At 64.4% G+C, this 17100-nt stretch carries 13 protein-coding genes; 7 read left to right on the forward strand and 6 right to left on the reverse strand.

Annotated elements, in window-relative coordinates:
• Positions 1-163: 163 nt before the first annotated feature.
• Together MUK72_RS09970 and MUK72_RS09975 are read left to right on the forward strand one after the other, a co-directional pair.
• Positions 164-754 carry a 50S ribosomal protein L15e gene (locus tag MUK72_RS09970; RefSeq protein ID WP_004055160.1) on the forward strand — a complete coding sequence of 197 codons (591 nt, stop codon included), beginning with the start codon at positions 164-166 and terminating at the stop codon, positions 752-754.
• 38 nt (positions 755-792) lie between these two features.
• Positions 793-1434 carry a DsbA family oxidoreductase gene (locus tag MUK72_RS09975; protein ID WP_244699674.1) on the forward strand — a complete coding sequence of 214 codons (642 nt, stop codon included), beginning with the start codon at positions 793-795 and terminating at the stop codon, positions 1432-1434.
• A 159-nt stretch (positions 1435-1593) separates the two neighbouring features.
• Here MUK72_RS09975 and MUK72_RS09980 read toward each other — a convergent pair whose 3' ends face one another.
• Positions 1594-2265, reverse strand: coding sequence for a DedA family protein (locus tag MUK72_RS09980; protein WP_244699675.1), 672 nt, complete (start codon positions 2263-2265; stop codon positions 1594-1596).
• Between the two features lie 83 nt (positions 2266-2348).
• Here MUK72_RS09980 and mutS point away from each other — a divergent pair, with 83 nt between their 5' ends.
• On the forward strand, positions 2349-5003 hold the full coding sequence (gene mutS, locus MUK72_RS09985; RefSeq protein ID WP_244699678.1) for a DNA mismatch repair protein MutS: 2655 nt from the start codon (positions 2349-2351) through the stop codon (positions 5001-5003).
• A gap of 164 nt (positions 5004-5167) precedes the next feature.
• A complete protein-coding gene (locus MUK72_RS09990) occupies positions 5168-5731 on the forward strand; it encodes an IS630 family transposase (RefSeq protein ID WP_244699681.1) in 564 nt (187 codons plus the stop codon).
• Between the two features lie 146 nt (positions 5732-5877).
• Here the strand turns inward: MUK72_RS09990 and rdfA are convergent, their stop codons facing one another.
• Positions 5878-6510, reverse strand: a complete 633-nt coding sequence (rdfA, locus tag MUK72_RS09995) for a rod-determining factor RdfA (RefSeq protein WP_244699683.1) — start codon at positions 6508-6510, stop codon at positions 5878-5880.
• 490 nt (positions 6511-7000) lie between these two features.
• Between rdfA and MUK72_RS10000 the strand changes: the two genes are divergently transcribed.
• Complete coding sequence (locus tag MUK72_RS10000; RefSeq protein ID WP_244699686.1) at positions 7001-8398, forward strand: APC family permease; 1398 nt, start codon at positions 7001-7003, stop codon at positions 8396-8398.
• A gap of 10 nt (positions 8399-8408) precedes the next feature.
• A complete protein-coding gene (locus MUK72_RS10005; protein ID WP_244699689.1) occupies positions 8409-10067 on the forward strand; it encodes an amidohydrolase in 1659 nt (552 codons plus the stop codon).
• A gap of 76 nt (positions 10068-10143) precedes the next feature.
• On the opposite strand, the gene MUK72_RS10010 is transcribed toward MUK72_RS10005, so the two are convergent.
• Both MUK72_RS10010 and MUK72_RS10015 read right to left on the reverse strand, forming a co-directional pair.
• Positions 10144-11271, reverse strand: coding sequence for an acyl-CoA dehydrogenase family protein (locus MUK72_RS10010; protein ID WP_244699693.1), 1128 nt, complete (start codon positions 11269-11271; stop codon positions 10144-10146).
• Position 11272: 1 nt separating this feature from the next.
• On the reverse strand, positions 11273-12451 hold the full coding sequence (locus MUK72_RS10015; RefSeq protein WP_244699695.1) for an acyl-CoA dehydrogenase family protein: 1179 nt from the start codon (positions 12449-12451) through the stop codon (positions 11273-11275).
• 168 nt (positions 12452-12619) lie between these two features.
• Here MUK72_RS10015 and MUK72_RS10020 point away from each other — a divergent pair, with 168 nt between their 5' ends.
• Positions 12620-13420 (forward strand): enoyl-CoA hydratase/isomerase family protein, encoded by an 801-nt coding sequence (locus tag MUK72_RS10020; RefSeq protein ID WP_004055132.1) that lies wholly within the window; start codon positions 12620-12622, stop codon positions 13418-13420.
• A 132-nt stretch (positions 13421-13552) separates the two neighbouring features.
• Here the strand turns inward: MUK72_RS10020 and MUK72_RS10025 are convergent, their stop codons facing one another.
• Positions 13553-15013 (reverse strand): APC family permease, encoded by a 1461-nt coding sequence (locus MUK72_RS10025; RefSeq protein WP_244699699.1) that lies wholly within the window; start codon positions 15011-15013, stop codon positions 13553-13555.
• Between the two features lie 203 nt (positions 15014-15216).
• Complete coding sequence (locus MUK72_RS10030) at positions 15217-16824, reverse strand: class I adenylate-forming enzyme family protein (protein ID WP_244699702.1); 1608 nt, start codon at positions 16822-16824, stop codon at positions 15217-15219.
• Positions 16825-17100 lie beyond the last annotated feature (276 nt).

Here is a 17100-nt window from a genome sequence, read left to right on the forward strand (position 1 = left end):
GCGGGCGAGCCCGGCGGTGGGTTTCGAAGGCCTTAACAGCGATTGCGCGGAAGGATCGGTAACTCGCTGGTATCGGGCACCGGCGGGCACCTGCTCGCGTGAATCACGCAGCGGGTCGGTATGTGGCCCTCACGGGCTGAACCCTCAACGCCCGCAGATAACCATGGCACGAAGCTTCTACGCACACATCGGCGACGCGTGGCACGATGCGGAAAACGAGAAACACGCCGACCTCCAGTGGCGACGACTCCAGGAGTGGCGTGAACAGGGCGCAATCGAGCGTATCGAGCGCCCGACCCGTCTCGACCGGGCGCGCTCGCTCGGCTACAAAGCGAAACAGGGCGTCGTCCTCGCCCGCGTCGCGGTCCGGAAAGGCACCGCGCGCAAGGTGCGCCACAAGGCCGGCCGACGGACGAAACGACAGGGCGTCAACCGCGTCACCCGGCGGAAATCCGTCCAGCGCATCTCTGAGGAACGCTCCAGCCGGAAATTTAAGAACCTCCGCGTGCTCAACTCCTACCCTGTCGGCGAGGACGGCTCGCAGAAGTGGTTCGAAGTCGTCCTCATCGATCCCGAGCATCCGGCCATCGAGAACGACGACGATCTGAACTGGATCTGTGACGACACCCACCGTGGCCGGGCGTTCCGCGGGCTCACGAGCGCCGGCACGAGCGGACGCGGGCTCAACGAGAAGGGCAAGGGTTCTGAGCACACTCGCCCGAGCGTCCACAGCGACCGCGGCCGCGGGAAGTAAGCCGACCTTTCTTGAGCCACGAGCGTCTACGTTTCTCAATGAGTCACGATACTCAAACGGAAGCGGAATCGGAGACGCTCACGATGTACGCCGACTACGTCTGTCCGTTCTGTTATCTCGGAGAAGCCTCGTTGGAACAGTACCAGGAAGGCCGGGACGAACCGCTCGCCGTCGAGTGGCATCCATTCGATCTCCAGAGCGACCAGCGCGGCCCCGACGGAGAACTCGACTCGACCGCGGACGACGGCAAGGACGAGGACTACTACGCGCAGGCGAAGGAGAACATCGAGCGCCTCCAAGAGGAGTACGGCGTCGAGATGTCGCTGTCGATCGCCACCGATGTGGACTCGAAGAACGCCCAACAGGCCGCGCTCTACGTCCGCGAGACCCATCCCGAGAAGTTCGCAACCTTCCACGAAACGGTGTTCGACGCGCTCTGGCAGGACGAACGCGACATCGGCGATCCCGACGTGCTGGCCGACATCGCCACGGAACTGGGGATCGACGCCGACGATCTCCGGGCAGCGATCGCCGACGACGAGCGCGAGGCGGCGCTCGAAGAGCGGTTTGCCGAGGCCAAGCAGACGGGCGTCACGGGCGTCCCGACGTTCGCCTACGAGGGCTACGCCGCCCGCGGCGCTGTGCCGCCCGCGCAGCTCGAACGGCTCGTCGAGGGCTAATCGATCGGGCCCGCCGGGGCGAGTACGAATACTGGAGAGCCATCGAGAGGGGCCGAGCAGCATGCCGTGCCGCGGCCCGCGAGCAGCGCCGCGTCCTCGACGGGGCCACATCGCGTTCGACCATCGCTCGAAAAGCGATCGAGGGTTGTTATAGGCCGTCTAGCCATCGGTCGGTGAGTCGATATGCTCTGCCACGGCGTTGCGGATGAGCAGGGCGACGAACAGCCCCAGACCGCCGGTAGCGACCGCGAGAACTGGATTCGAGAGTACCATCTCCGTCGCCCGCCGGAATCCGGTCGTGAGCCACGTGAACAGCACCTGCGAAGGGAGCACCTCGCGGCCGGTGAGGACGAGCCCCGCGACGGCAGCCGCGAACAGCCCGCTGCCGCCGGCGGAGTAGACAGTGAACTTCCCGACACCCATGCCGGCAATGCCGGCGGGAATCGAGATGATCGAGCGGAGCACCGGCAGCAGCCGGCCCCAGAAGACGGAGGATTCGCCCCAGCGGCGGAACCAGCCGCTGGCGCGCTCGACGTCGTCAGCCGAGACGCTGACGGAGCCTCCATAGCGGTCGACGACGGGCTGGTGGGCCGCGTCGAAGACGAAGTAGAGGAACAGGCTACCGACCGTCGCGCCGGCCCCCAGGGCGAGCACGAACGCGAGAAAGCTCGCCGGGCCGGTGACGAGCAGCGCGGCCGCCACGGGGACGACGAGCTCGCTCGGGACGAACGGGAAGAGCAACGAGGTTTCGAGAAAGGCGAAGACGAACAGCGCGAGGAATCCGTACTGCGCGAGCAGCGCCGTCGCCGTCCCCTCGATCCCGGCGAACATCATTCGGACCGTTCCGCCGTGGGGACTTCGGCGTTGCCTTTCGGAACCCACAGGCTTTAGCGCGGTGTGCCCCGAACGGAGCCATGACCGAGGGAATCGTCGGGGAGTTCCTCGCCCTCAAAGACGAGACCGACGCCGACTTGCTGGCGATGCAGTGTGGCGATTTCTACGAGTTCTTCGCCGACGACGCCGAGTTCGTCGGCGAGGAGCTCGATCTCAAGGTATCGCAGAAATCCTCGCACGGCTCGTCCTATCCGATGGCGGGCGTGCCTCTCAGCGAACTCACGGCCTATCTGAAGGTGCTCGTCGAGCGCGGCTATCGCGTCGCCGTCGCCGACCAGTACGAGGTCGACGGCGGGCACAAGCGAGCCATCGAGCGCGTCGTCACGCCGGGCACGCTGCTCGAAAGCACCGACAGCGAGGCGCGCTATCTCGCGGCGATCGTCGCGGAGAGCGGGGGCTACGGCTTCGCCGTCGCCGACGTCACCACGGGTCGTTTTCACGCCACCGAACTCGACGGTGATGAACTGCTTACTGAACTATATCGGTTCGGTCCCGCGGAGATCCTGCCCGGGCCCGACGTGCGCGCGGACGACGACCTGCTCGCGGAGTTCCGCGCGACCGACGCGACGCTCTCGCTGCACTCGACCGACGCGTTCGCGCCGGGACGGGCACGACAGACGGTCGACGAGCAGTTCGGCGCGGCGACGGTGTCGAGCGTGGGGCTTGACGATGCTCCCGGGGCGATCCGGGCGGCCGGCGGGCTGCTGTCGTACGTCGACGAGACGGGGCTGGGCGTGCTTGCCTCGATGACACGATTGCAGCCGTACGATACGGGCGAGAGCGTCGCGCTCGATGCGACCACCCAGCGTAACCTCGAACTCGTCGAGACGATGGGCGAGGGCGGGCGCTCGCTGGTCGACGTTATCAATCACACCGTGACCAGCGCCGGTGGGCGCACCCTCTGCGAGCGGCTCTGTCGGCCGATCCAGGACGAGGGCGAGCTCACGCGGCGCGCGGACTGCGTGGAAGCACTTGCGCACGAGGCGCTCGCGCGCGAACGACTCCGCGAGACGCTCGGCGACGGTTACGACGTCGCCCGGCTGGCGAGCAAGTCGGTTTCAGGTAGTGCCGACGCGCGCGACCTGCTTCGGGTGCGTGACACACTTTCGGTGCTCGACGAGGTCGCCGGCGTGATCGAGGGTTCCGCGCTCGCCGACTCCCCGCTCGCCGAGGTCGTCTCGCAGCCGGATCGAGCGGCTGCGGCGGAACTGGTGGACGAACTCGCCGACGCGCTCGCCGAGGAGCCGCCAGCGAGCACGCGCGAAGGCGGTCTCATCCGGCAGGGCTACCACGACGAACTGGACGAACTGATCGAGGGCCACGAGGAGGCGCTCGACTGGATGGACGGGCTCGCCGAGCGCGAGCAATCCCGGCTCAACATCACCCATCTGAGCACCGGTCGCAACAAGACCGACGGCTACTACATCCAGGTCGGCAACTCCGAGACCGGCGAAGTCCCCGAGGAGTACGACGAGATCAAGTCGCTGAAGAACGCGAAGCGCTACACCACGGAAGAACTGAGCGAGCGCGAACGCGAGATATTCCGGTTCGAGGAGCGCCGTGGCGAGCTCGAACACGAGCTGTTCGTCGATCTCAGGGAGCGCGTCGCCGAGCGCGCCGAGCTCCTCCAGGACGTGGGTCGCGCGCTCGCCGACTGTGACTGTCTGTCGAGTCTCGCGGTCCACGCGGTCGAAAACGATTGGGTGCGCCCCGAGCTGGTGAATTCGGGCATCGACATCGAGGCGGGCCGGCACCCGGTCGTCGAACGCGAGGTCGAGTTCGTCCCGAACGATCTCGAACTCTCCGACGAGCGTGGCTTCCTCGTCGTCACCGGGCCAAATATGAGCGGGAAGTCCACCTACATGCGCCAGAGCGCGCTGATCACCCTGCTCACTCAGATCGGGAGTTTCGTGCCCGCCAGGAGCGCACGGATCGACCCCGTCGACGGGATCTACACGCGCGTGGGCGCGCTCGACGAGCTCGCGCAGGGGCGCTCGACGTTCATGGTCGAGATGAGCGAGCTCGCCAACATCCTCCATTCGGCGACCAAGGACTCGCTGGTGATCCTCGACGAAGTGGGGCGCGGAACGGCGACGTACGACGGTATCTCGATCGCCTGGGCCGCGACCGAGTATCTCCACAACGAGGTGCGCGCGAAGACGCTGTTCGCGACCCACTACCACGAACTCACGGGTCTCGCAGAACATCTCGATCGCGTGGCGAACGTCCACGTCGCGGTCGAGGAGCAGGGCAACGAGGTGACTTTCCTCCGCACGGTGCGAGAGGGCGCGACCGATCGCTCCTACGGGGTCCACGTCGCCGATCTCGCTGGCGTTCCCGAACCCGTCGTCGACCGATCGCGTGACGTCCTCGCGAAGCTCCGCGCGGAGAAAGCCATCGAGGCGCGCGGCTCGTCCGGCGAGTCGGTCCAAGCCGTCTTTGATCTCGACAGCGAAGCATTCCGTGGCTCCGCCAGCGCCGACGGCGGTCGGCAGTCCCGAGATGGTGAATCCGAGACCACTCCGGACGACGATCCCGACTCGTCGCTCGACCCCGAAACTGAGGCCGTGCTGGAGGCAGTACGCGAGACGAACGTCGCGGAGACGTCGCCGGTCGAACTCATGAGCACCGTCGAGAAGTGGCAGCAGCGACTGTCCGACGACGCCTCGGAATAGCCAGCCCACCGACATTCGTGGAATCTCATCGACGAGGATAGAGAATCCAGCAGTCGATCGACCAGCGCAGTTCCTGGTTCAGAGAGAAGAATCGGGAACAGTCTGTCGCGGTCCCGATCTAAATAATACGAAAACTTTTGAAAGTAGAGGGCGAACGACAGTCGATGGGAACACGTCGAACGGAGATCGAACGGCATCTGCCCGAGGAGGAGATCGACGAGCTACTGCGAGCAACCAAGGACGATCGCCGTCTGCGGCGAATCGGTTTCGTGAAGAACCTCTATCGGGGCGACACCATCCCCGAGGCGGCCGACCGGGAGGGGCGCTCGCCAGCGACCGGAACTCGGTGGGCGAGTGCCTGGAATGAAGGCGGATTCGACGAACTCATGCCGGATTTCGGGGGTGGACGACCCGCGAAACTCGACGACACGGAAAAAGAAGAACTGCTCGACCTGCTCCGAAAGGGCCAGCCGTGGCAGGCACAGGAGATCGATCGGCTTCTCGACGACGAGTTCGGCGTCGAATACCACTCGAACTATCTCGGAACGTTCCTTCGAAATCTCGGTCTCTCCGCCATGAAATCGCCGGCGAACGCCTCCGATCGACCGCCACAGCGAGCGGAGGCGGTCGGCGAAGACGATGGGGAAGCATCCGACGAGGCAGAACCGTCGCGTGGTTCCCACGAGCGAGATACGGGGCGACGATGGGTCGTCGACGAGGACGATTGATCGGACAATAGATTGCAGATGTTATCTTAATCTATGCCCCGATCAATCGATCGTCGACGGAAGAGAGAGAGAGAGATCCGTGCTACATATTTTCCGATATATAGTCGAATCGGGACAGCAGTTTCGTCGGATGAACAGTCGAAGGATCAGGACGTGGAGGTCGCACAGTCACAGCCGCCGCGTTCGAGCAGTTCGTCGATTCCGTAGCGCTGCCCGCAGTCCTCACAGAGAACGCTCACGTCGACGAACAGCATGAACTCGCCGAGATCGAACTCTGTGTTCCGACGGAGCCGGTCGAGTTTCTCCTCGGTGACGGTCTCGACGCGTCCCCGGAGTCGCTGGACGTTCTCGGCCTCGACGACGGTTCGGTCCCGATCGTCGGCGGTGTATTCGGCTCCCCGGTGCTCGGTGAGATAGCTCCGGATCGCCTGATAGGTGACGAAATCCGATTGGAGTTCCTCGACCGGGACGCCGTCACGTTCGAGCTGTCGCCGGGTCTGGGTCCGATCGGCGCTGCTGGTCTCCTCGTCGGTGAGCAGTTGGTACGTGTTCTCGACCTCGCCAGCGAGCGGCTGCAGTCCTGCCGCAGCCATCGCCGCCGCCAGCAGTCGCTGGTTGAAAACGGTCGCGAGATCACGCAAACTCGTCCGTTCGTCGTCGGGTGCGGTCCAGCGGCGTTCCATCTCCGCGCCGATCCCGTCGAGGTCGTACTCGTCGATCAGCCGAGCGACCTTGCTTCGTCGCCCCGTCGCCCCCGTGCTCTCGTCTGCGTCGGCCATATGGCTCCTCGGCTGGCGGCTCCAATAGCTCTTTTGTGCTCGTCGTCCGGAGGACGAAACGAGAACGGACGATCGCGGGTTCTCGACGGCCGTATTCGCCACTCTCGAAGATCGATGATTCGGAGCCTCGATCGACAGGCTCGTTATCAACGATCGGTCTCAGATACGACGGAAGCAGTAGACGGTCGAGCTGGAACTCCACCATCAAAACCACGTTCCCGGCCGTGATGGTCCCGGACACGCGAGTAGAAAACCAGTTCTATTTTTCCAATGTATTCGAATATATCGAACTATGTCCGATTCGATTCCATTTTTCACCATATTCGTGTTGGTATACGTGCAAAACAACTATGTATATCCAATCCGACTGTCGTTTGTGACAGTAGTTGCCGATCAACAGGCGATGGGGTTGAACGAGAATCGAGAACGTCGCGTCGAACGGGATGGTGACGCAATTGTCGCCCCCGTTCCGGGACCCAGGTGACGAGCGATGGTCTCGGAGAACGCGAAGATCGGCTTCGTCGGCGGGGTCGCCATCGCCATCGGAAGTAGCGTCGGTGGCGGACTGTGGGCTACCCCGGTGATCGCGGGTGCGATGGGCGGTCCGATCACCGTGCTCATCATGATGCTGGTGGCTGTTCCGACCTTCCTCGCGCTCCCGACGTATCTCACGCTGACGAAGGCGTGGCCGAAGACGGCCGGCAGCTACTACTACACGACGAGAATGTTGCTCCCGGAGCGCAAGAATCTGAGCAAGCTCGTCGGCTTCACGATCTCCTTTTCGGGGCTCATGCTCGGCGGGCTGATCTATCTGCGATACATGCTGCTCGGCGGTGCGTCCTTTCTCAACGCGATCGTTCCTGGGATCTCGGTCGAACTGTTCACCGTGCTCCTGCTGACGATCTCGTTCGCGGTGGTCTGGTTCGGCATCCGCGCGACCGGCGTGGCCGAGATCGTGCTCGATGCGGTCTTGTTGCTGTCGATCGGCGTGATCGTCGGTGGCGGGCTGCTCAACGTCGAAATGGGGAATCTGACGCCGGTCATGCCGGAGGGGTTCATCGGCGCGCTCCCGGCGTACGCGGTTCTCCTCACCCTGGGCGGTGGCGCGATCAAGATCATCAACTTCGGCGAGGAGATCGAGGACGTCGAGAACACGATCGGCGGCATCATCGTCACGAGCGCCATCGTCGACATCCTCATCTCGACGGTCGTGTTGTTCGTCGCCGTCGGCGTCGTCTCGTACGCACAGCTCGAAGGCCAGACGCTCGGGTTCGTCGTCGGTCAGTATCTCTCGGGCAATCTCGTCGTCGTGACCGGCATCGGCGCGCTCGTCGCGGGATTCACGACGAACATCGCCTCGGTCGCCGTCTTCACCCGGATCTTCTCGGTGCTCGTCGACGACAACCTCTTCCCCGAGTGGGTCGGCCGCGAGAACGATCACGGCGAACCCGTCTACTTCCTTCTCTTTCTCTACGTGCTGTCGGTGGCACTCACGTTCGTCGACGTCTCCTTCGGTGCGCTGGCGGCCAGTTTCTCCTTCCTGTTCGTCGTCCCTCTCATGATCCACTCGATCGTCGGCTTTCGGCTCCCGTCGACGTTCCCCGGCATCTTTGACGCCGAGAGCGTGGCGAACTCACGCCTGCTCCGCCCGCGTGTCGTCCGCTGGTCGGCGCTAGCGCTATTCGTCATTCTGGCCGTCATGACCGTCTTTCTCGTCGTCACGCAGCCACAGGCGTTCGTCGCGTATCTCGGCCTCGTCGCGGTCAGCGTTCTCGTCTACGGTCTTCGATGGTGGCAGGTCGGCGACAGCAGCCGGCTCATGAGCTCCGGCGTCGGCTTTCGCACCGTGCAGAGCGACGGAGGCGAACAGATAAATCGCTCCGACTGACAGATACACTATGTCCGAAGAAACCACGATCTACGTCGCCGATCGAATCGTCACGATGAACCCGAGCCGACCGGAAGCGAGCGCCGTCGCCGTCCGCGACGGTCGCGTGCTCGGCGTCGGCACCGTCGCGGAACTCGAGGGCTGGGGAAACCCGACGGTCGACGAGCGCTTCGCGGACCACGTGTTGCTGCCGGGCTTCGTCGAGGCCCACGCCCACTCGATGGCCGGCGCGCTCTGGTCGTACCCCTACCTCGGCTACTACGGCCGCGACAGCCCGGACGGGACGCACTGGCCGGGCTGTCGGAGCGTCGCCGACGTGCTCGATCGACTGAACGAGATCGACGACGAGCTCGCTCCCGACGAACCGCTGCTCGCGTGGGGCGTCGAACCGATCTACTTCGATGAAGACGAATCGTTGACCGCCGCCGAACTCGACGAAGTCTCGGAGGAACGCCCGATCTTCGTCCTGCATCTCAACTCCCACACGGCATCGGTCAACTCGGCGCTCATCGAGCAGGACGGGATCGACGAACACACCGACGTCGAGGGTGTCGCCACGGACGCCGCGGGCGATCCCACCGGTGTGCTCCGAGAGCCGACGGCGTTGATGCTCGTCAGCGAGGACCACATGCGCCTGCTCGCCGACCTCAGCGCCGAACCGGCGATACGGAACTACGGGAAGGTGGCGCGCAACGCCGGCTGCACCACCGTAGCCGAGCTCGGCGGTCCACAGCTCACCGATTCCGAAGTCGTGGATCGCTGGCAGCGCGTCGTCAACGACCACGAGTTCCCGGTGCGGGTTTCGATGTCGTACAGCGTCCGTCAGAGCGACAGGGATCACGCCGATCTCGCCCAGTATCTTGCCAACCTCACGGAGGAGAGCACGGAGAAGCTCCGTCTCGGCGGCGTGAAGCTGTTCATGGACGGCTCGATTCAGGGGTTCTCCGCCCGGCTGCGCTGGCCACACTACTACGGCGGGCAGTCGAACGGGTTCTGGTCGCTGTCGTCCGATCCCCAGGAAGTCATGGAGACGATGCTGCCGTATCACGAGGCGGGGCTGTCGATCGACTGTCACTGCAACGGCGACGAGGCCAGCGAGCGGTTCGTCGACGCCGTCGAGCTGCTCCAGCGCGAGTCGCCGCGGTTCGATCATCGCCACACCGTCCAGCACTGCCAGCTGGCCACGGCCGACCAGTACCGCCGGATGGCGGCGCTCGGCCTCTGTGTCAACCTCTTCAGCAATCACCTCTACTACTACGGCGATCAGCACTACGAGGTGACGGTCGGCCCGGAGCGCGCCGAGCGGATGAACGCCTGCGCGAGCGCCAAGCGCGCTGGCGTCCCCTTCAGTGTCCACTCCGATGCGCCGGTCACGCCGCTTGCGCCGCTACACACGGCCTGGAGCGCCGTCAACCGCGTCACCGCCGACGGTCGCGTGCTCGGCGAGGACGAGCGCATCTCGGTCGACGAAGCACTCAGAACCATCACCGTCGACGCCGCCTACTTGCTCGGGATGGACGACGAGGTCGGCACCATCGAGGCCGGCAAGCGGGCCGACTTCGCCGTGCTCGAAGAAGATCCGACCGCCGTCGACCCGGCAGCGCTCAGGGACGTCCCGGTCTGGGGGACGGTGATGGGCGGCGAACCGTTCCCCGCGGCGACCGAGTGAATCGGTGCTGATGCCGTTTTTCGTGTGACCGTCGCGCTCGATCGTGAAAAATAGCGTCGAAACGTCGACGTGACGGCTACAGTTCGTGGCTGTCGGCGATCCGGTCGAGATGCTCGGTCGGCGTGCCGAGGAACGTCTCCCACGCCTTCGCCTGCTTGAAGAAGATGTGGCTGTCGTGTTCCGAGGTAAAGCCCATCCCGCCGTGGTTGTGGATGTCGTCGGCGAAGACCTGCGTGAGCTGCTCCGAACAGAACAGCTTGGCCTCCGAGACCGCACGCGCAGCGTCCTCCTCGTCGTTTTCGAGCGCCCACGCCGCGTAGTAGGTGAGCGATCGCGCGGCCTGCGTTGCCATCCACATGTCGGCGATGCGGTGTTTGACCGCCTGGAACTGTCCGATCGGCTTGTCGAACTGCTCGCGCTGGCTGCCGTACTCGGACGACATCTCCACGGCGCGGCTCGCAGCGCCGACGGTCATCGCACAGGTGGCGACGGTGTAGCGATCCATCGCTTTCTGGAGTACCGGTCCGGCCTCGCCTTCGGCCCCGAGCAGCGCGTTCTCGCCGATCTCGAAGTCGTCGAAACGGAGTTTCGCCGCCGGGCGCGTCCGGTCGAGAGTGTCCTGCGGTTCGCTCTCGACGCGCTCGGCATCCACCAGGAAGAAACTGATTCCCTCCGTTCCGGTGCCGGAACCCGTCCGCGCGGCGACGACGATCGTATCGACCTGCTCGCCGAACGGGACGAGGGTTTTCGTCCCGTCGAGGCGATAACCGTCGTCGGTCGGCGCGGCGGCGAGCTGGATATCCCGGGGCAGCGACTCCTGACCGGACTCGTAGAGCGCGAAGCTCAGCCGTTGGTCACCATCGGCGATCGCCGGCAGGAACTGCTCCTTCTGTGCATCCGATCCGAGTTCGTCGAGCACGAACGCGCCGAACGCAAGCGTTTCGGGCAGCGGGGCCGGCAGCGCGACCCGCCCGGCCTCTTCGAGCAACAGCGAGAGGTAGAGCACGTCGTCGCCGAGTCCACCGTGTTCGAGCGGCACCGTCAGTGCCGGGTAATCCATCTCAGTGAGGTCGTCCCAGAGGTCGTCGACGACCGCTTCGCCGTCGATCCGTTCCCGGGCGCGTTCGAGCACGTCTCGATCCTCGAAGAACTCCCGCGCCGTCTCCCGCATCTGTCGTTGTTCGTCGTTGATTCTGAAGTCCATGTCAGTCGTCCTTCGGCAGCCCGAGCACGCGCTCGGCGATGATGTTGCGCTGGACGTCCTTCGTCCCGCCGGCGATCATCTTCCCGTAGGGCATCAGCAGGTCCGTCACCCACTGGCCGTCGTCCGGTCCGTCGGTCCAGAGGGCGTTGTTCGCCCCGAGCAACCGCCGGGCGAAGTTCTCCAGCTTCTTTTCGGTCTGGTTGTTGAACACCTTGTCCATCGACCCCTCTGGGCCAGGAACCCCCGTTTCCATCTGCTTGCTCACGTTCCGGTAGTGGGTGAGTTTGCCCGCCTGGATGCGGGTGTGGAGCTGGGCAAGCTCGCGGCGCACGTGGGTGTGCTCGGCGAGCGGTTTGCCATCGCGTTCGTGCTCCTCACAGAACTCAACGAGTGAACGCCAGCGCTGCTCGATCGAGAACACGTCCGACATGCTGTGTTCGAACGCCGAGAGCGTCATCGCGACCTCCCAACCCTCGTCGATCTCGCCGACGATGTGCTCTTCGCGCGCCACGGCGTCGTCGAAGAACACCTCGTTGAAATCCGTCTCGTCGGTGATCTGGTGAATCGGCTCGGTCCGGATGCCCTCCTGATCCATATCGACCAGGAAGACGGTGATACCGTGGTGTTTCGGGCCGGAATCGTCCGTTCTGGTCAGCAGGAAACACCAGTCGGCGACGTGCGCGTAGCTCGTCCAGACCTTCTGCCCGTTGAGCAGGAACTCGTCACCGTTCCGTTCGGCCGACAGCGAGAGACTCGCGAGATCGGAACCGGCGTCCGGCTCCGAGTAGCCCTGACACCAGAGTTCCTCGCCGCTGATGATCTTCGGCAGGAACCGCTCTTTCTGCTCGTCGGTGCCGAGCTCCATCAGCGTCGGGCCGACGAAGTCGATGCCGACGGCGTTGATGCGCGCCGGCGCGTCGACGCGCGCCGTCTCCTGATTGTAGATGACCTGTTCAAGCAGCGAGGCGTCCGCACCCCCGTACTCCTCGGGCCAGTGGAGCCCCGCCCAGCCACCGTCGTTGAGCGTCCGCTGCCAGTCCAGCAGGAACTCGACGCTTTCTTCGGGATCGTCCGTTCCCGGGCGTTCGCCCGCTTGCCACCCGTCCGGCAGGTTCTCGCGGAGCCACTCGCGGAGCTCCTGCCGGAACCGTTCTTGGTCCTCGGTGTACTCGAAATCCATTGTCTGTCTCGACGGGCTATCGGACGGGGCAGCTCCACATATACCTTGTGCAGTGATCGAAAAAGCGCGGGACTCACGGCCGCCGTCGGCGTGTGGAAGGGAAACACGGATTAGGGGCGGGGGCGAACCCCCGCCGAACCAGCGCCGGAGTCGGCGCTGGCACACTCCATGAGCGAGCACACCTACACTTCGATCCGAGTTGAACGGGAATCCGACACGCTCGGCCACATCGTGCTGGACCGGCCCGAGGAGATGAACACCTTCTCGCCCGCGATGGCCGAAGAACTCACCGACGCGCTCTCGGAGCTCGAAGACGACGACAGCACTCGCGCGATCGTCATCACGGGCGAGGGACGGGCGTTCTCGGCCGGCGCGGACGTCGGCGACGGGATGGACGACGGCGGTGACGATCCGACGCGATCCGGTGTCGAATCGTCGCGCCACGGCCAGTCGGTGTTCGGACAGTTCCGCGAATCACCGCTGCCCGTGATCGCCGCCGTGGACGGCTTCGCCCTTGGAGCCGGCATGGAGCTCACGATGTGTGCCGATCTGCGCGTCGCGTCCGAGAGCGCGGAGTTCGGCCTGCCCGAGCACAACCTCGGTCTCCTGCCTGGCTGGGGTGGCTCCGCCCGCCTCCAGCAGCTCGTCGGCGAGAGCACGGCGAAATACATCATCTTCACCGCCGACCGCTTTTCGGCCGAACGGATGCAGGAATGGCAGTACGTCCACGAAATCTACCCCGACGACGAGTTCGACGAGCGCGCCATCGACTTCGCCCAGTCGATCGCCGAAGGGCCGCCGATCGCCCAGCGGTACACGAAACGTGCGATCCACGCCGCCGCCGAGAGCATCGACGCCGGCCTGGAGGTTGAGGCGAGCAGTCTCGGCCATCTCCTCGACACCGACGATCTCGCCGAGGGGATGGCCGCCTTCTCAGAGCAGCGCGAACCGGAGTTCGAAGGCAAATAACTACTCATCCCGTTCCGATCGCAACGGTTCGCCGACGCCCATCAGTGATTTTGGAACATCGATGTCTTCGATCAGCGTCGTCGAGGCGACCGGATGGCTGTCGTAGGGGTCGTCGATGTGCGTGTCATCGATTCAGTCGTCGTCGGCCGTGGCGACACCGTCGAAGTCGGATGCCATCTCGGCCTCGTGTTCGTGGAGATGGCGCATCCGCTCGGGGAGGTCGATGCCGCGTTGTGCGTAGCGCCACACGCGGTAGCGATAGACGGCGTATCCGATTCCGAGCCAGACCGGGACCGCGGTCGCGATGATAAGCCCCGAACCTTCCCCGAGTCCCAGCAGGATCCACAGACCGACGGGGATGACGACACCGATGGCCACCAGCGGGTAGAGCAGCGCTTTGGGAACGCGGTAGGTGGACTTCTCGTAGCGCTCGGGGAAGCGACGGGTGAGCTGGAGCGCCCCGAGCGCGAGAAAGACCATGTCCATCAGAAAGGACAGCGAGAGGACGAACGCGAGTTCGAGCAACCCCGGCGCGAACGGGACGATGACGAGTGCCGGGATGCCCATCGCGAGAATGGCGGCATCCGGGCTCCCCCAGCGCTCGTTGATGTGCGCGAGCTGATTGGGGATGACGCCGTCGCGAGCCGCCCGCATGACGATCCGGGAGACGTTCACGAACACTGCGTTTACCGTCGTGAGACCGCCGACTATCGCCGCGGCCACGATCAAGAATACGCCCCACCACGGAAGGAACTCACGGGCAACGACCGCGATGCCGGCCTCGGCACCCGCCCACTCGGTCCAGTGAACGACGCCGATGGCCACGACGATGAGCCCCGTGAGAAGCGTCATTCCGATAATCGTACTGAGCGCGATCGATCGGGGAATGTTCCGTATCGGGTTCTCGATTTCCTCACCGAGTTGCAGGGGAAGACTGAACCCCGTCATCCCGAGGAACAGCGTGATCACGGCCGCAACGAAGGGATCGACCGCTTCACCCGGAAACACCGGCGTGAAGTTCCCGGGACTGATGTGGAACAGTCCAACGCCGACGAACAGCGCCGAGGCGACGATGATGATCGTGACCAGTCCGTACTGGATCAGCGCCGTCGCCCGAATGCCGAGGATGTTGATGATCATGAACGCGAAGATCAGACCCCCGACGAGCAGTTCCGTCGAAACGGTCGGGATCGTGAACGCGATCGTCGATCCCAGCGTCACGTCGAGTGGGAGATAAAAGCGGAGATACTGGGCGAACGCCTGCGCAGTAAACGGCAACCCGAACCAGATCGCCGGCAGCGAAACCCACGGTCTGGCGAACCCCCAGAACGGGCTCAAGAGTACGGAGTTGTACACGTAGCCGCCGCCGGACGTCGGCATCGCACCGCCGAGCTGGAGCATGAACACGAACAGCACCACCGTCGGAATCACCACCAGGAGGGCAGCCAGCGCCATGCTCGGACCAACTCCGGTCGCCAGGAGTTCGGCAGGGACGATGAACGTCGTTGCTGCGATCGCGTTGCCGATTGCGAGCGCCGTTGCGCCGGTGAGACCGATTTTCTGGTCGGGGATCTCGAAGCTAGCCTCGGGCATCACCTATCGATTCAGCCCGCCACGTATATAGTTTATGTCTACTGTTATCATGATCCGTGGTTTCGATCGACACTGAACTAGGCAACGACTGGTTCGGACGCACAGTTTCGAATGACGAGATCGTTGCGAGCGCCATCAATACTGACGACGCCACCACATCCAAACGGCAGGTGATTGTACGGAGACGACGAGAACGACCTGGTTTACAGCTCCTCGCTCGGTTCGAGCGTGCCGACCTCCGACTCGACACGCTCTTCGAGCTTGTACCGTTGGACCTTCTGAGTTGCGCTTTTCGGGAGTTCGTCCACGAAGAACACTCGCCGCGGGTGGGCGTATGCCGCGACGTTCTCCAGGGCGAACCGACGGATTTCGTTCTCGGTGACGCTCGCCCCCTCCTCGCGGACGACGTAGGCGACCGGTGCCTCACCCTTCACCTCGTGATCGGCGGCGACGACCGCCGCCTCCTCGACGTCGGGATGGAAGAACAGTTCGTCCTCGATTTCGGCGGGATAGACATTCTCGCCGCCGACGACGAGCATGTCGTCGCTGCGATCGACCATCCAGAGGAAGCGATCCTCGTCGACGCGCGCGATGTCCTTGGTGTAGAACCAGCTCTCGTCGTCGAACACCTCCTCGTTCTTCTCGGGCAGGTTGTAGTAGCCCTCGAAGACCGGCGGGCCACGGATCGCGATCTCGCCCGTGTAGCTCGGTTCGTCGTCGAAATCCGGTTCGTAGCCGGTGAGGCCGGCCGGTGCGGTCGGATCGAGATGTTCGGGCGGGACGCGCGTCTCGCGAGTCACCGGATCGACCAGCTTCATCTCGACGCCCGGCATCGGCTGGCCGATACAGCCCGCGCCCTTCTGGACGCCCCTCGCGGATGCGGCCGTGCCGGCCGTGGTCTCGGTCATCCCCCAGCCCTCGACGAGCGCGACGCCGAAGCCATCCTCGATGCGGTTGCGGGTGTCGGCTGCCAGCGGTGCCGCGCCGATCCCCAGGGTCTTGATCGAGGAGACGTCGTACTGCTCGGGGTTGGCTTCGAGCTCCTGCACCATGCTGATGTACAGCGCCGGAACGCCGGTGAAGTCGGTGATCCCGCGGCGATCGATCGTTTCGAGCAGGACGTCCGGCCTGACCTGATTCTGGAGCACGACCGACCGCCCGCTGTACAGCGTAAACAGCGTACTGCCGATCAGCCCGATGATGTGGTACATCGGCGTGATCAGCAGTATCGAGTCCTCCTCCGGGTCGATCGCCTGCGTTTCGGCGAACGCCTGCAGCGTCGTGAGGATGTTGCGGTGGGTCATCGGGACACCCTTCGGGTTGCCCGTGGTCCCGCTCGTATAGCCCTGGAAACAGGCGTCAGACTCGTAGTCGCGGTCGATGGTCTTGAACTCCGTGGAGCGGTCCGCGATCCATTCGTCGTAGTCCGTGACGCCCGCAGCCGCTTCACCGCCCGGGACGAACGCGTGTTCGAGATCGAGCGCCTCGTTGAGCCCGGCGACCAGCTCGCCCAGTCGTTCGGAGCCGAACAGGACGTCGACGCCCGCGTCCTCTAGGACATAGACGAGCCGATCGTGTGCCAGCTGGACGTTGAGCGGTACGGCCACCGCCCCCACCTTGCAGATGCCGAACGCGACCGGCATGTACGTGAGGTTGTTCTCCATCGCGATGGCGACCCGATCGCCCGGTTCGACGCCCGCGTCGACGAGCCCGTTCGCGACCCTGTTGGCCGTGGCTTCGAGCTCCGCGTAGTTCAGTTCGTCTTCCTGGTGATGCATCGCCGTCTTCTCCCCGTATCGCTCGGCCCCCATCGACGGGAGATCTCCGAGATGTCGGAGCGGTGTCCGTTGGTGAAACTTCATCCTTCGATCCGTCACGTTTGAAACCATATGTCTTAGTTCTTTCCCATAGATTGTTATCGTTTTCCGCGGCCGGCGATTGTGGGGGAGCGGAAAGGGACGAAGGAAGGGGGAGAAGGCGAGGAAAAGGGAGGAAAGAGAAGGAGGGGAGGGGGGGGGGGAGGAGACCGACCTGAAAATCGGAACCCGATGGTGGGAGGGAAAACATTTATCAAAGATAACTACCGA

The organism is Halococcus dombrowskii (assembly GCF_022870485.1).
In the GTDB taxonomy this organism is placed as follows: Archaea; Halobacteriota; Halobacteria; order Halobacteriales; family Halococcaceae; genus Halococcus; species Halococcus morrhuae.

What these genes read in the sequence shown, in the direction of transcription:
- MUK72_RS09970 (WP_004055160.1), top strand. Translation starts at nt 164, where the DNA reads ATGGCACGAAGCTTCTACGCACACATCGGCGACGCGTGGCACGATGCG.
- MUK72_RS09975 (WP_244699674.1), top strand. Translation starts at nt 793, where the DNA reads ATGAGTCACGATACTCAAACGGAAGCGGAATCGGAGACGCTCACGATG.
- MUK72_RS09980 (WP_244699675.1), bottom strand. Translation starts at nt 2,265, where the DNA reads ATGTTCGCCGGGATCGAGGGGACGGCGACGGCGCTGCTCGCGCAGTAC.
- mutS (WP_244699678.1), top strand. Translation starts at nt 2,349, where the DNA reads ATGACCGAGGGAATCGTCGGGGAGTTCCTCGCCCTCAAAGACGAGACC.
- MUK72_RS09990 (WP_244699681.1), top strand. Translation starts at nt 5,168, where the DNA reads ATGGGAACACGTCGAACGGAGATCGAACGGCATCTGCCCGAGGAGGAG.
- rdfA (WP_244699683.1), bottom strand. Translation starts at nt 6,510, where the DNA reads ATGGCCGACGCAGACGAGAGCACGGGGGCGACGGGGCGACGAAGCAAG.
- MUK72_RS10000 (WP_244699686.1), top strand. Translation starts at nt 7,001, where the DNA reads ATGGTCTCGGAGAACGCGAAGATCGGCTTCGTCGGCGGGGTCGCCATC.
- MUK72_RS10005 (WP_244699689.1), top strand. Translation starts at nt 8,409, where the DNA reads ATGTCCGAAGAAACCACGATCTACGTCGCCGATCGAATCGTCACGATG.
- MUK72_RS10010 (WP_244699693.1), bottom strand. Translation starts at nt 11,271, where the DNA reads ATGGACTTCAGAATCAACGACGAACAACGACAGATGCGGGAGACGGCG.
- MUK72_RS10015 (WP_244699695.1), bottom strand. Translation starts at nt 12,451, where the DNA reads ATGGATTTCGAGTACACCGAGGACCAAGAACGGTTCCGGCAGGAGCTC.
- MUK72_RS10020 (WP_004055132.1), top strand. Translation starts at nt 12,620, where the DNA reads ATGAGCGAGCACACCTACACTTCGATCCGAGTTGAACGGGAATCCGAC.
- MUK72_RS10025 (WP_244699699.1), bottom strand. Translation starts at nt 15,013, where the DNA reads ATGCCCGAGGCTAGCTTCGAGATCCCCGACCAGAAAATCGGTCTCACC.
- MUK72_RS10030 (WP_244699702.1), bottom strand. Translation starts at nt 16,824, where the DNA reads ATGGGGGCCGAGCGATACGGGGAGAAGACGGCGATGCATCACCAGGAA.